This window comes from Roseiconus nitratireducens, from assembly GCF_008629675.1.
GTDB classification, from domain to species: Bacteria; Planctomycetota; Planctomycetia; order Pirellulales; family Pirellulaceae; genus Stieleria; species Stieleria nitratireducens.
Window position 1 is genome coordinate 160,842 of sequence record NZ_VWOX01000010.1, and the last position, 13,748, is coordinate 174,589.

The 13,748-nt window shown below is 59.4% G+C and carries 11 protein-coding genes; 9 read left to right on the top strand and 2 right to left on the bottom strand.

Annotated features, from left to right (window positions below; genetic code table 11):
• Positions 1-498: 498 nt before the first annotated feature.
• The 5 genes from FYK55_RS17765 (at position 499) to phoU (ending at position 5,374) form a co-directional block, all read left to right on the top strand.
• Complete coding sequence (locus tag FYK55_RS17765; protein WP_235908780.1) at positions 499-1,596, top strand: PstS family phosphate ABC transporter substrate-binding protein; 1,098 nt, start codon at positions 499-501, stop codon at positions 1,594-1,596.
• A 64-nt stretch (positions 1,597-1,660) separates the two neighbouring features.
• Positions 1,661-2,608: a phosphate ABC transporter permease subunit PstC gene (gene pstC, locus FYK55_RS17770; protein ID WP_150077795.1), complete on the top strand. Its 948-nt coding sequence runs from the start codon at positions 1,661-1,663 to the stop codon at positions 2,606-2,608.
• Positions 2,605-3,834, top strand: a complete 1,230-nt coding sequence (locus FYK55_RS17775) for a PstA family ABC transporter permease (RefSeq protein WP_150077796.1) — start codon at positions 2,605-2,607, stop codon at positions 3,832-3,834. Before pstC ends, FYK55_RS17775 begins: the two co-directional genes overlap by 4 nt.
• 13 nt (positions 3,835-3,847) lie before the next feature.
• A complete protein-coding gene (pstB, locus tag FYK55_RS17780; RefSeq protein ID WP_150077797.1) occupies positions 3,848-4,684 on the top strand; it encodes a phosphate ABC transporter ATP-binding protein PstB in 837 nt (278 codons plus the stop codon).
• A gap of 9 nt (positions 4,685-4,693) precedes the next feature.
• Positions 4,694-5,374: a phosphate signaling complex protein PhoU gene (phoU, locus tag FYK55_RS17785; protein WP_150077798.1), complete on the top strand. Its 681-nt coding sequence runs from the start codon at positions 4,694-4,696 to the stop codon at positions 5,372-5,374.
• A 42-nt stretch (positions 5,375-5,416) separates the two neighbouring features.
• Here phoU and FYK55_RS17790 read toward each other — a convergent pair whose 3' ends face one another.
• Positions 5,417-5,749: a Rieske (2Fe-2S) protein gene (locus FYK55_RS17790; RefSeq protein ID WP_150077799.1), complete on the bottom strand. Its 333-nt coding sequence runs from the start codon at positions 5,747-5,749 to the stop codon at positions 5,417-5,419.
• A 310-nt stretch (positions 5,750-6,059) separates the two neighbouring features.
• Here FYK55_RS17790 and FYK55_RS17795 point away from each other — a divergent pair, with 310 nt between their 5' ends.
• The 3 genes from FYK55_RS17795 (at position 6,060) to FYK55_RS17805 (ending at position 10,687) form a co-directional block, all read left to right on the top strand.
• Positions 6,060-8,873, top strand: a complete 2,814-nt coding sequence (locus tag FYK55_RS17795) for a M16 family metallopeptidase (protein ID WP_235908796.1) — start codon at positions 6,060-6,062, stop codon at positions 8,871-8,873.
• A gap of 645 nt (positions 8,874-9,518) precedes the next feature.
• Positions 9,519-9,788 (top strand): hypothetical protein, encoded by a 270-nt coding sequence (locus tag FYK55_RS17800; protein WP_150077800.1) that lies wholly within the window; start codon positions 9,519-9,521, stop codon positions 9,786-9,788.
• Positions 9,788-10,687: a glycosyltransferase family 2 protein gene (locus FYK55_RS17805; protein WP_150077801.1), complete on the top strand. Its 900-nt coding sequence runs from the start codon at positions 9,788-9,790 to the stop codon at positions 10,685-10,687. The genes FYK55_RS17800 and FYK55_RS17805 overlap by 1 nt, the downstream gene beginning before the upstream one ends.
• A 339-nt stretch (positions 10,688-11,026) precedes the next feature.
• Here FYK55_RS17805 and FYK55_RS17810 read toward each other — a convergent pair whose 3' ends face one another.
• Positions 11,027-12,217, bottom strand: coding sequence for a GNAT family N-acetyltransferase (locus FYK55_RS17810; RefSeq protein ID WP_161604599.1), 1,191 nt, complete (start codon positions 12,215-12,217; stop codon positions 11,027-11,029).
• A gap of 237 nt (positions 12,218-12,454) precedes the next feature.
• On the opposite strand from FYK55_RS17810, the gene FYK55_RS17815 reads away from it, so the two are divergent.
• A complete protein-coding gene (locus tag FYK55_RS17815; protein ID WP_235908781.1) occupies positions 12,455-13,723 on the top strand; it encodes a PQQ-binding-like beta-propeller repeat protein in 1,269 nt (422 codons plus the stop codon).
• Positions 13,724-13,748 lie beyond the last annotated feature (25 nt).

Below are 13,748 nucleotides of genomic sequence, written 5' to 3' on the forward strand. Positions count from 1 at the left end.
GCGGAGAGCCACCCAGTCTCCCTCGTCGCTGCTTGTCCCAGTGGCGGAAAACCACGCTCTGGCGAGCGTGGCTCCATCACGCACAAGTAGCTGCCGTCGCCAGACGGCGGAGAGCCACGGTCCAACCGACTCGGTGCTGGTGGAATCGCGTCCCCCCGGATACATTCGCGGCTTCACAAAATCTTCACGTTCGGGTTCCCCCGGTGGCGGTCGTCAATCCAAGGGGTCGCTGGTAATCTTTCGCGCGTTCGCCCGCCCGCCAGAACGTCGGTGTTGGGGCGGTCGGAAAATGCCGCCCGCCAGCTTGATGGACGCTCTTTGAGGGTCATTGTCGACCGCTTCGCAAGAGGCCGGCGGGTCGGTTTTGTGGCCGCTGGGCGAACGCTCCAACTCTTTCCGGGGCTGGCGATCGTCGCGGCATCGGTGAGAGATCCACCGCCGTCGCGCCTCCCCGCGCGTCAGAAATTCATCGGAGAACTAGTCGGGATGCACCACGTCATGTCACGTTTCAGTCACGGCAATCAGATTTGGAAGGCCGTCGCCGCGGCGATGGTCCTGTTCGGAGCGGTCGGCTGTGACCGCAAGCAAACCGCGGAAAGCGATGCACCTGCCGTCGCCGAAGGCGCCGGCGGTGACGCCGCCGTTTCCAACCTGTCGGGCACGATCAAGATCAACGGCAGCAGCACCGTCTTGCCGATCAGCAACGCGGTCCGCGAGGAATTCATCAAGGTCTATCCGAACGTGACGGTGGAAGTTGACGGTGCGGGTACGGGGAACGGCTTCAAAGACTTTCAAAAGAAGGCCACCGACATCTCCGACGCTTCACGACCGATCAAGCCGGGTGAGTTGAGTAACTGCAACGAGAACGGCGTGAACTTCGTCGAGGTTCCGATCGCCTACGACGGGCTGACGATCGTGGTGCACCCGGACAACGATTGGGTGGACACCCTGTCGGTGGACCAGTTGAAGAAGATCTTCGTCGGTGACGATGCGGCCAAGATGTGGAGCGACGTCGATCCGAAGTGGCCCGAAGAAGAGATCAACATTTATTCGCCGGGCACCGGCAGCGGCACCTTCGATTACTTCCGCGAAGTCGTGCTGGACGATTCGGACGCGTCGATGCGCACCGACATGAACTTGAATGAAGACGACAACATCCTGGTGCAGGGCGTCGCCGGCAACAAGTATTCGATCGGATTCTTCGGCGTGGCCTATTACGAGGAAAGCAAGGACAAGCTGAAGGCGGTTTCGGTCATCAATCCGAAAGACGGCAAAGCGTACCAGCCGACGACGGAGAACATCGCGGCCAACAAGTATGCACCGTTCAGCCGCCCGCTGTTCATCTATGTCAGCACGGCGTCGCTGCCGCGGGCGGAGGTCAAGACCTTCGTCGACTACTACCTGGCCAACGTTTCCGAACTCTGTGAGCAAGTCGGCTACGTCCGGTTGCCCGCTGAGGTGCTGGAGAAGGGCAAGGAAAACCTGGAAAATGAAGTCACCGGGACCCACTTCGTTACCGCGGAGGGAGAGTCGCGAAGCGGCCCGCTGGTGGAAAACTTCAAACCGGAAAACCTGACCAAGGAAGTTTCCCAGTAACGTCAGGACGTGACATGACGCGACGGCCGATACCGGCCGCCGCGGTTATCCGACAGGGCCAACGATGGCGCTCCCCAAAGCTCTGCAGAATCGTGATTTCCGCTCCACGCGGGTGGGAATGATTTCCGAACGCATCATCGTCGTGCTGCTGGGGCTTTGCGCTCTGATCACGGTGCTGATCACGATCGGCATCATTTACATGTTGGTCACGCAAAGTGCCGGTTTCTTTCGCAGCGATTTCGTTTCGCTGCGCGGGTTCCTGACCGACAAAGAGTGGACGGCGTTGCAGAGTCAGGATCTGGCGAAAGCGCAGTTCGGGATCCTGCCGCTGCTCAGTGGCACCCTGCGGGTGACGTTGATCGCGATGTTGATCGCTCTCCCTTTGGGGCTGATCACCGCGATCTACCTGAGCGAATTCGCTTCGTCCAAGATTCGATCCTGGCTGAAGCCGACGTTGGAAGTGATCGCGGGTGTCCCCACGGTGGTGCTGGGATACTTTGCCATCCTGGTGATCAGCCCTTCGCTGCAGTGGGCAAGCGGGGGCGCGTTTTCCACGTTCAACGCGACCAGTGCCGGCATCGCCGTCGGAATCCTTTGTCTGCCCATGGTATGCAGCCTTTCGGAGGATGCCATGCGGGCGGTGCCCCGCAGTCTGCGTGAAGGTGCCTACGGGCTCGGCTGCACCCCCTTTGAAACCTCCGTCAAGGTGGTGGTTCCCGCGGCGCTCAGCGGAATCGTTTCCGCTTTCTTGCTCGCATTCAGCCGAGCGATCGGTGAAACGATGGTTGTGGCACTGGCCGCCGGGACTCTGCCCACGTTGACGGCCGATCCGACGCGGCAGGCGCAGACCATGACTGGCTTCATCGTGGAAATGATCAAGAGCGAGAGCGAGTACGGAACGGTGCAGTACTTCAGCCTTTACGCCGTTGCCGTTTCCCTGTTCCTGATCACCTTCGCAATGACGCTGCTGGGACAGATCGTGCGACGCCGGTTCCAAGAGTCGTATCAATGAGCACGCTGCCGAAAGCGCTGTCCGAGCAGGATGCAGATTTCCAACAATCCAACGCCTCGCGTCGGCAGCGAATGAGCGTTTGGTTTTATGGGCTGTGTGTCGCGATCGCGTTGATCAGCGTCGTGGTGCTGGTCGTGCTGTTGGTTTCGATCTGGGTGCAGGGCCAGTCCCGATTGACCGCGGACCTGTTGATGAACTCCCACAGCGAGCTGGATATCGAACGCAGCGGGATGTGGCCGGCAATCATCGGTTCGCTGTTCGTTTGCGGCGTGTGCGCCCTCGTGGCGCTGCCGCTGGGTGTGGGCACGGCGGTGTTCTTGGAGGAGTTTAAACCCAAGGCAAAACCGCTCCGTTGGTTGCACGGGTTCGTGCAGTTGAACATCGCCAATCTGGCGGGGGTTCCTTCGATCGTCTATGGCCTGCTGGGGCTGACGGTGTTTGTGTACATGTTCAACATCTTCGGCCAGATCAAAGTCAACGAATCCTCCGGCTGGGAATTGATGGGTGCGAACCACAAATACCAGGTGCTTTCGTTGGAGACGGGCAATGTTGTCTTTGTCCCGCAGACGGACCCGGATCAACGTCAGATCACGATTGACCAGCCGGTCCAAGGGATGGACGCGGCGGGTGACCCGATCGAGATTGAAGTCTGGCAGCCGGGGACGCCCAAACCCACCGATCCGGCCGTCCGTCGCCGCACGGTGCGGTCCGGCGCGATCGGTGCGACGGTGACGGAAAAGTCCTGGTACTATTTCCGGCTGCCGCTGGACAAGAGTTTTCTGGCCGGTGGGCTGACGCTGGCCCTGGTGATCTTGCCGATCATCATCATCGCGTCTCAGGAATCGCTGCGGGGTGTTTCCCCTTCGCTGCGCGAGGCATCAATGGGACTGGGGGCAACGACTTGGCAAACGGTGCGTGACGTCAGTTTGCCAGCTGCGCTGCCGGGCATCATGACCGGTTCGATCCTGGCAATGGGACGGGCGATCGGTGAAGCGGCACCGATTCTGGTGGTGCTGGGGGCGGCGGTTGCGAAGAACGCCGGGCCGCAGAATTTGATGGACAACGCGGTCACCATGCCGGTCCTGATTTATAACTGGGCCGGACGACAGCAAGACGAATTCAAAGAACTGGCTGCGGCCGCTATCATCGTGCTTCTCGTGATCCTCTTGCTATTGAATTCGGCCGCCATCATCATCCGGCATAAAGTTCAGCAGTCCCAATCTTAAACCGAATGACAACATGGTGACCGTCTCCACGGCCAACACGGACAACGGCGAACAGAATGCCCAGCCTGACCGGACGCTGATTCAGATCGACGATTTCAACGCCTGGTACGGGGATTTCCAGGCGTTGCACGGTCTATCACTCCAGATCCCTCGATACAAAGTGACCGCGTTCATCGGGCCCAGCGGTTGTGGAAAGAGCACGCTGTTGAAGTGGATCAACCGGATGAACGACATCATCCCGGGAGCCCACGCCAAGGGGGAGCTGAAGATCTGCGGTGAAGCCGAAACCCCGCCCGGACGCGACACCAATATTTTGGATCCGGCGTTGGACGTGGTTCGGCTGCGGCGGAAAATCGGGATTGTGTTCCAGAAACCCAACCCGTTTCCCAAGAGCATTTACGACAACGTCGCGTTCGGCCCACGGTTGCACATGAAAACGACCAAGGCCGAATTGGATGAGTTGGTCGAATGGTCGCTTCGCAAGGCGGCCGTGTGGGAAGAGGTCAAGGATCGTCTGCACGGTCCGGCGCTGGGACTTTCCGGAGGCCAGCAACAGCGGCTGTGCATCGCCCGGGCCATCGCCGTCGGGCCAGAGGTGCTGTTGATGGATGAACCCTGCAGCGCGCTCGACCCGGCCAGCACGCTGGCGATCGAGGACCTGATCTTTGAACTTCGATCCCAGTACACCATCGTGATCGTCACGCATAACATGCAACAGGCGTCTCGCTGCAGCGACAAGACGGCGTTCTTTTTTGAGGGGCGGCTGATCGAATCGGGCGACACCGAACGAATCTTTACCAAGCCAGAACAGAAACAAACCGACGATTACGTCCGCGGGAAATTCGGTTAAACCAGCATCATGTCAAAAGTCTTGCAGCGCGAACTGGAAAGTTTACGCGAACGATTGGTCGCGCAGTTCACCGTCGTCGAACAGATGACGCACATGGCCGTGCGGTCGCTGGTCCAACGCCGTCCGGACTTTGCCGATCGCGTGATGGAAAGCGATGCCGCCGTGGATCAGACGGACATCGAAATCGAAGAGGAGTGCCTGAAGATCTTGGCGCTGCATCAACCGGTTGCCGGTGACATGCGCTGGCTGATCGCGGTGATCAAAGTCAATGGTGAATTGGAGCGGATGGCTGACACCGCTTGCAACATCGCCGAACGCGCCAAGGCACTCGCCCGCTTTCCGTTATTCCAGGTTCCCGAGGAACTTTCCGAGATGGTCGATGCGGCCATCGGGATGGTGCGACGTGCCTTGGACTCGTTCGTCAACAGCGATTCCGACATGGCTGCCGACGTCATTCAGATGGATGATCTGGTCGATACCCTCAATCGCGTCATCATCGACCAGTTGCACGAGGTGATGAAAAAGAATCCCGAGCTGATCGAGCCGGCAGTGCACTGCTTCAGTGCTTCACGGCACTTGGAGCGGATCGCCGACTTGGCAGAGAACCTGGCCGAAGAAGTGATTTATCTGGTCGACGGGGAGATCGTGCGGCACCAACACGGTGTGAAGCGACATTCTGCCGGGAAATGATCGTGCCGCGGTCGGGTCGGGAGCGTCAGCTGTCGGCTTGCCTCACCCGTCGAGCCGGATTTCGATTCTGCCGTCCCGTTCGCGGACCGGAAAGGTTCGCTGCAACGGTTGTCGATTGACGGTTTGGATTCCGGTGGCCAGCTCGTATTGCCAGCCGTGCCAGGGGCAGGTCACGCAGGGTTGCTTCCGGTCGGTCTCGGAGATCTGTCCCTTGGCGATCGGCCCCCCCTGGTGGGCGCACAGCCCGTCAAGCGCGTAGGGGACGTCCTGGACGTTGAACAGGGCAATGATGTTGCCCTCGAGTACGACTTCCATTGCCCCCCGGGCCTTCAGGTCGGCGGCGGAAGCCACATCGATCCAATTTTCGTTCTCCATCGATCGCCGTCCTCATGTGGGGCCGGATAAAAATCCGCGGGGTGCCGGTTTGAGCTGCAGCGCGCGTGACTGAAGCAACAAATGGTCCTGGCGTCGCCAGCGGGTGGCTGGGTGAATTCTTTCGGCTCCGGCCACCGTCGCTGCGTCCGACGCGGCGCCGTCCCGCCTGACAGCCGTTGAGCGCTGGAGCGTTCCACTTTCGCGCTTTTTCGTTGCGGCGGCAAGGTCCCGGTCTGTTATCCAATCACGGTTGAATCGATACAATCGCGAAGGTCCCGAATCTATCTCCCTGACAGGAAGAGACTTGAAAGTGAAGCGACACGCCCCCCTCACCGCGATCTTGTTCGCGTTCTTGGTGTTTTCGCCGCAATATGGTCGCGGTCAGTCACCGCCAGCCGATTCCTCCACCCAGTCCCAACCCGACGAGGATCAGTCGGACGGTAAGGCGTCCGATGAAGTAATGAAAGTCAATGAAATCGAAGGGATCTCCGAGTACCGGCTGGACAACGGTGTCCGCGTGCTGCTGTTTCCCGATGAAAGCAAAGAAGTGGTGACGGTCAACATGACCATCTTCGTCGGCTCTCGCCACGAGGGATATGGCGAAGCCGGGATGGCGCACCTGTTGGAACACATGTTGTTCAAGGGCACTCCGGCATTTCCGAAAGTCCCCACGGTTCTGCAAAACCGTGGTGCCCGTTTCAACGGCACGACGTGGGTCGACCGAACCAACTACTACGAAACGATGCCCGCCAGTGAAGACAACTTGCGGTTCGCTTTGGAGCTGGAATCCGATCGCCTGGTCAATAGCTTTATCCGCGGCCAGGATCTGGAAAGTGAAATGACTGTGGTGCGGAACGAATTCGAGCGGAGCGAGAATTCCCCCATCCGCGTTCTGATGCAACGGATGCAGTCGGCCGCGTACGATTGGCACAACTATGGCCAGTCGACGATCGGAAACCGCAGCGACATCGAACGGGTGCCAGTGGTCAAGTTGCGTGAGTTTTATCGCAAGTACTATCGTCCGGACAACGTGATGGTGATCGTGGCCGGCAAGTTCCAACCCGAAAAGGCGTTGGAGATGATTCAGGGGACCTTCGGGAAACTGACCGCTCCGGAATCGCCCATCGATCCCACCTACACCACCGAACCGCCGCAGGATGGTGAGCGGACCGTGGTGCTGCGGCGCGTGGGCGACGTGCAGTTGGCCGGCGCCGCGTATCACATTCCCGCCGGCAGCCATCCCGACTTCGCAGCGGTCAAAGCGCTTTCGATCATTCTGGGCGATGAACCCAGCGGTCGTCTGTACCAGCAACTGGTAGAGCCGGGGGTTGCGAGCAACGTCTACTCTCTGGCCTACGCGTTTACCGAACCCGGCTTGTTGATGGCGATTGCGGAAATCCCCGAAGACCATTCCCTGGAACAGGCACGCACCCAGTTGCTGTCCGTCCTGGAAGACTCTTTCACCGAGAACCCGGTGACCGAGCAAGAAGTGGAGCGCGCCAAGCAACAGATCCTGAAGCAGCGTGAATTGGAAGCCGCCAACACCGACCAGCTAGCCGTTTCGCTCAGCGAATGGGCGGCCCAGGGCGACTGGCGGCTGTACTTCTTGTTCCGCGACGTCGTTGAATCTCTGACCGCGGAGCAGGTCCAGGCGGCGGCAGAAAAGTACCTGGTTCGCAACAACCGCACCGTCGGGCTGTTCATTCCGACCGAGAAGGCGGAGCGGGTGACGATTCCTGAATCACCGGACCTGATCGCCAAACTAAAGGACTACAAGGGACGCGAGGGAGTTCAGCAGGGGGAACAGTTTGATCCGTCTCCCTTGGCCATCGAAGAACGCACTCAGCGAGGCGAGTTGGGGACCGGGGTGAAGTACGCATTGCTGCCGAAACAAACACGCGGCGGATCGGTTTCGTTGAACCTGGCGCTTCGGTATGGAACGGCCGACACGATGAGAGACCGGCTGGGCGCCGTCGAACTGTTGGGCATGCTGATGATGCGGGGAACGGAGTCGTTGGACTATCAGGCGTTGCAGGATGAATTGACGCGTCTGCGGGCCGAACTGCAGATGAACAGCACCCCCGGGCTGTTGCAAGTCACGCTGAAAACCAAACGGGAGTTCCTGCCGGAAGTGATCGAACTGGTCGGCGACATCCTGCGGCATCCACGGTTGAGCGGCGAAGAGCTGGACGTGATCAAGCGACAGGTGGTCACCGGCCTGCAGAAGGGAACCAACGACCCGATGACTCGGGCCCTGCGTTCAGTGCGCCGTGGAATCTCGCCCTACGGAAAAGAGGACATCCGATATGTGCAAACGCTGGAGGAGGAAATTGACCAATACGATCAGGTCAAAATTGAAGAGATCAAGGGAGTCTACAGCGAGTTGCTGTCGGGGCAGATCGGCGAGTTGGCGATCGTCGGCGACTTTGACCCGGAACAGACGACGAACAAGCTGAACGAGATCCTCAGCGACTGGAAATCGGACGTGCCGTATGTTCGCGTTGATCGTCCCGCCAATCCGGATGCAAAGGGTGTGTTGGACACGATCGAAACGCCCGACAAGGCCAACGCGGCATTCTTTTCGACGTTGCAGCTGAACCTGTCCGATTCCGATCCCGAATACGCCTCATTGGTCTTGGGCAATTACATCCTCGGCGGCGGTTCGCTCAGCAGCCGGCTTGCCGATCGGGTGCGACAACAAGAGGGGCTGTCCTACACGATTCGCAGCAGCGTCAGCGCGCGTCCCAAGGACGACCGCGTCGATTTCCTGCTCTACGCGATCATGAACCCGGGCAACAAAGATCGTTTGATGCAGGCGTTGGCCGAGGAGATCCAGCGACTGCGGACCGATGGCGTGACGGAGGAAGAGTTGGAGAAGGCCAAAACCGCCTACCTGCAATCCGAACGCGTCCAACGGTCGAATGATTCCGCTTTGGCGGCCGAGCTGTTGGGAACGTTGTTCATGGATCGGACGATGGAATACGCTGCCCAGCACGCGGATCAGATTCAAGCGGCAACGGTTGAAAGTGTGAACGAAGCGGTTCGCAAGCACATCAACTGGGAACCGCTGGTCAAAGCGGCCGCCGGCGATTTCGAATCGGTCGCGTCGCAACCGGCTCAGTAGGCTTTCGGTGCTCGCGGTCGTGCCCGGGGCGGTCGTTCGCCCCGGGGCATCGCTAGGTAGAAAAAAAGGGTCGACCCTCTTCCGTGAGGAGCGACCCTTGGTTTTGTCAAAAAGCGAAAGCGTTTGCGTCCTTCCTGGATCAAGCCGCGATCACCCAATGATGACAAAAAAGTTGGAAGTTACTGTCCCTGTGTGCAAAGCCGGGGTGTGACTTGCCGGCGGTCCTGTATCGCCGTCTTCCGGAATCAACGTCCGCGCGATCCGGTGCGGACGCCTTCGCATCGATGGGTCCGTCACCGATACGAATAAGGATTGTTTTCAGATCACCATTCCGGCTCCAAGTGCCGTTGCGTTGCAGTCGGCGGTCTGGGGGTGCAGGCGGTCAAGCCGCGATGGTCCGTCGAGTCAGTGCTGCTGCATCCGTGAAGGGTTTGACGTGATAGCAACACGAGCCCGAGTTCGGAATGCGAAGGGGAGTTGCAAGGCGAAAACAAGTTTCGCAAGCGTGTTTGTCGGCTCACGACAAAACGTCTCCGGCGCATGGAAGGAAAAGGAGAGGATCAGGTTCGAACTTGCCTCTGTCGCGTGCACGTTCGAAGTGGTCGGAAATTTGGCGATGTTCCCGTCAGATGTCAACAACAAAGTTTGACGTTTGAACGAGGTGGCGAAGATCATTCGGTGAATTTGTCGAGAATTCCCGACTCGAAACGTGCGCATTTTTTTTTGGCAACGCTGCATCCTGGTCTTTCGATCGATGCCATCGACGTTTCCGTTCCTGGGCAACTCAACAAACAACATGCAGAGGTAAGTGGCTTCGCGTTTTTCGCTCGCGCAAGACGCACCATGACGGCTTCACAAATTGTTAAGCTGTCGCCACCGACCAGGCTTCGTCGCCATTTTGAAACAATCACTTGATGACCGTCCCATCCGATTCTGCCTCTGACGATTTGCGTGAAGCCGAGCAACCAAGCGATGCCGGCAACCCGGATCAGCGCGGAGTTGCAGATTCATCGCTGGACGCAAGCCGTTGGTACTGGAGTGCGGAATACGTCGCACGGATGCAACGCGAACTGGGAATGGATGCCTGCCGCAAGCTGGCGATCTTTGCGCTGCCGGAGGGATTCCTGCTTTCGGTGGTGGTCCCTGTCTTCAATGAAAGTGAAACCGTGGCCGACGTGGTGCAACGGTTGCAGGCCACCGGCTTGCCGATGCAGATCATCTTGGTGGACGACGGCAGTCACGACGGTACCTATGAGGCGATGAAGCGGTTGGAGCACGCGCCGGACGTCGTTGTCTTGGGACACGAGACCAATCGTGGCAAAGGGGCCGCCATTCGATCGGGTTTCGCGCACGCGACGGGCCAAATCGTGGTGATTCAAGATGCCGATCGTGAATACGACCCGTCCGATTTTCGCTATCTGCTTCAGCCGTTGATCGCGGGCGAGGCCGACGTCGCCTACGGCACCCGGTATGGGCACTATGATCGCCAGCTGTCTCCGTGGTGGCACCAGAGCGTCAACAGCTTGATCACGCTGCTGGCAAGCATCGCCATCGGAATCCGTCTGAGCGACGTGGAAACGTGTTACAAAATGATGCCTCGGGAACACCTGCAAAAGATTCTGCCGAAGTTGCAGGAGTCACGATTCGGGATCGAGATCGAACTGACGGCGCGTTTAGCACGGATGGGACTTCGCTTCACGGAGCGGCCGATTCGGTACCAGCACCGCTGGTATGACGAGGGAAAAAAGATCGGCTGGAAAGACGGGGTCAGCGCCCTGTGGTGCATCTTCAAGTACGGCATTCTGCGACGCTAGGCTCCGTCGGAAAACAAGTCGCGACGCTCGCCAGAGTGTGACTTTCCGCCGCGATCGCGACGGCAGCGACAGCGAGTTTGCACGTGTCTGACCGAGCCACGCTGGACAGCGCCACGTTGCGTGAGCCGCGTGACGCTAGCCGCGGGTTTTTCGCCACGACTGGCGGCTAACGCCTTGCCGCTCATTCCACTGGTTAGATACCGCCACGTTGCGTGAACCGCGTGACGCTAGCCGCGGGTTTGTCGCCGGACGCTAAAGACCACGCGCGAGGTTTTTGACGTGCAGCGCAACACGGCACGACCTTCAATCGTCAACCGGTTGTCGCGAGGTTGATGACGGCTAGCGCGAAGGTGTGCCGGTTTCGCACATCCCCACGACAGACAGGGGAGGGATTCCCAGGCGACGACGGAGCCATTGTTTCGCGTTGAAGCCAGCGCTCCAGGTTTCAAATCGAATCCGTCCGGCTGCGCTGGGCGAGAACACGCGTAAGCAGACAATGCGTTGCGGTGTTGCCGCCATGCGTCGCTTGTAGATTTCGTCGCCGCGCAAAAAATCGATGCCGGTCCAGTCGCGGCGATAGAGTTCGCGGAGGGTGTCGGAGAGCAACACACGTCCCGGTTGCAGATGCGACGAATCGATATCATATCCGCTGCTGTAGCAGTACAAGCGACGGTCATCGCCGATCATGTGAAGTTCGGCACTGACCATTCGGTCGCCTTTCCAAAGGGTTGGCAGGTACAGACGTTGCGACAGGAAAAAGGCTTGCGCGACCGAGTGAATGAAAGTGACCATCCGAGAATCGTGGTACGATCCGGCCACACCTTCGGCACGCCAACGTCGCTGGTGGAGGTCGATCAACTCATCAAGGAATGCGTCGACCTGATTTTCCGTTTCTGCGACGCGCTTGGTCAATCCGCCTGCGCCATCGATCTGTTCGCCGAAGCGGCGGACCTTTCGCCGGGTGGTTTTGGCCATCGAACGCAGGTGGTCTTCCCAGGTGGCTCGACGTGCGCTCAGCCAGGTGCTTTGGCGGGAATGCGCGTGAACGGCAGCGCCTCCCACCAACAGGGCTTGCGCGAACGAACGCATGGTTTCGTCCGATTCGGCGATGCCATCAATTTCCACTCCATCCCAGCCGTGGTCGGGATCATCTCGTACGTCCATCAGGTAGGCAGCCATGGCCTGCGCGACGGCGGTCGAATCCTGCGGCCGGCAGGCAATGGAAACGTAGTCAGAACACGCGGCGCCATCGCCGACGAAGTTCAGATCGCGATAGCCATGGTTGGATCGACGGTACAGCGGCAAGACGCCACGGATGACACAGCGTTCATCGCTGGCGACCAACGCGTACGCTTCCGCGGATTCGGAGAAGCTGTCCCACCAGGGGGCCAGCCACCTCGGGTCGCGAAAGGGCACCCCGCAAGCAAGTCGCCCCCAGGTCGGCCGGTCAGCCAGCAAGCGTCGAAGATCGCTGGTGCGGTGGACCTGTAGGGTGGATGGCGCGGTATTGGAGGACTTGGACGGGCCCATGCGACCTTTTTCGCGTGTCGTTCGGCAGAGGTGAAACTTTTCCGCAGCAACCCTAGCTCTGAAGTCGGTGTCGGGTGAGAATGTTGGGGCCTTGGCGAACGCTGCCTTCGGGTCACCGTGGCCGCCCCCTTTGCAACCGGCCAATCCGCTAGAATGCCGCCCATCCGCTAGAATTGGCGGTCGCACGTTTGTCGGCAACGACGCACCTTCCCACCTTGCCCACCGTTTGGTCCCGTCATGATGGTTTTGACGCATTTTCGCTTTGGATTGAAAACCGTGCCGATGGGCATCGCAGCGCTCGCTTTGCTGTTGGTGTCGAATCAATCACGAGCCGCCGATTCGGACTGGCCCGGATTCCATGGACTGCAGCAGGCCGGTGTGGTGGCCGACGGCCAGCTCCCAAACCAGTGGAGCGACGGTGATTACAGGTGGCGTTTTGATCTACAGACGCGTGATGTCGGTTCGATGGCGGTGCAGGGCCAGAACGTCTATTTGCTGGCGACTTCTCCGAAGGCGCCCACGATCCGTTTGATCTCGATCGACCTGCAGTCGGGCCAGCAACGCTGGGCACGGGAGTTTCCCAATGCTCCCAATCATCTTCATTCACGCAACACGTTGGCTTCCAGCACGCCGGCGGTCGACCAAGACCACGTGTACGTGGCGCATGGGGATCGCGACCACACCTGGGTGCGATGCCTGGATCACGAAGGCAATGAGATTTGGTCGCGCGATTTCGGCACGATGCAAAGCCAACATGGATTCGGAACTTCGCCGGTGGTGTATGAGGATCTGTTGTTGTTCAACTTTTCGCAACAGTCCGACCAGGTCAAAAGCGGCCAGCCCGGAAGCAGTCGCGTGCTGGCACTGGATCGGTCGACGGGCAAAACCGTGTGGGAGACGCCCGTCACATCGACCCGCGTATGTTATGGCAAGCCGTACGTGCACGACGGCAAAGTGATCTGCGCCAATACCGGCGACGGCCTGTACGCGCTATCGCTTGAAGATGGCAAAATGCTGTGGCGACTGCCGGTCTTCACGATGCGTTGTGTCAGTTCGCCCATCGTCGTGGGTGATTTGGCGATCGGAACCAGTGGCAGCGGCGGTGGCGGTAACCACCTGGTCGCCGTGCGGATGCCCAAGTCCTCGGACGATCAGCCGCAGGAAGTCTATCGCATCGAACGTGCGGCACCCTACGTTCCCACATCGGTGGTCCAGGGACAGCTGATGTTTGTCATCGACGACAAGGGTGTCGCGTCTTGTGTTGATGTGACGACCGGAAAGGTGCATTGGACAAAGCGGATCGGTGGCAACTACGGCGCATCACCGATCCTGGTCGGCGACAAAGTGTTGCTGATCAGTTTGGAAGGCGAAGCGACATTGCTCAAGGCTTCCAGCGAATTCGAGAAACTTGGCTCCGTCGACTTGGGCGGTCCGGTGGGAGCCACGCCGGCCTACGCTCACGGACATTTGCTGATCCGAATCGGTACCGAACTGGTTTGCCTGTAATCGCATTTGTCAGCCGAGCGGAATT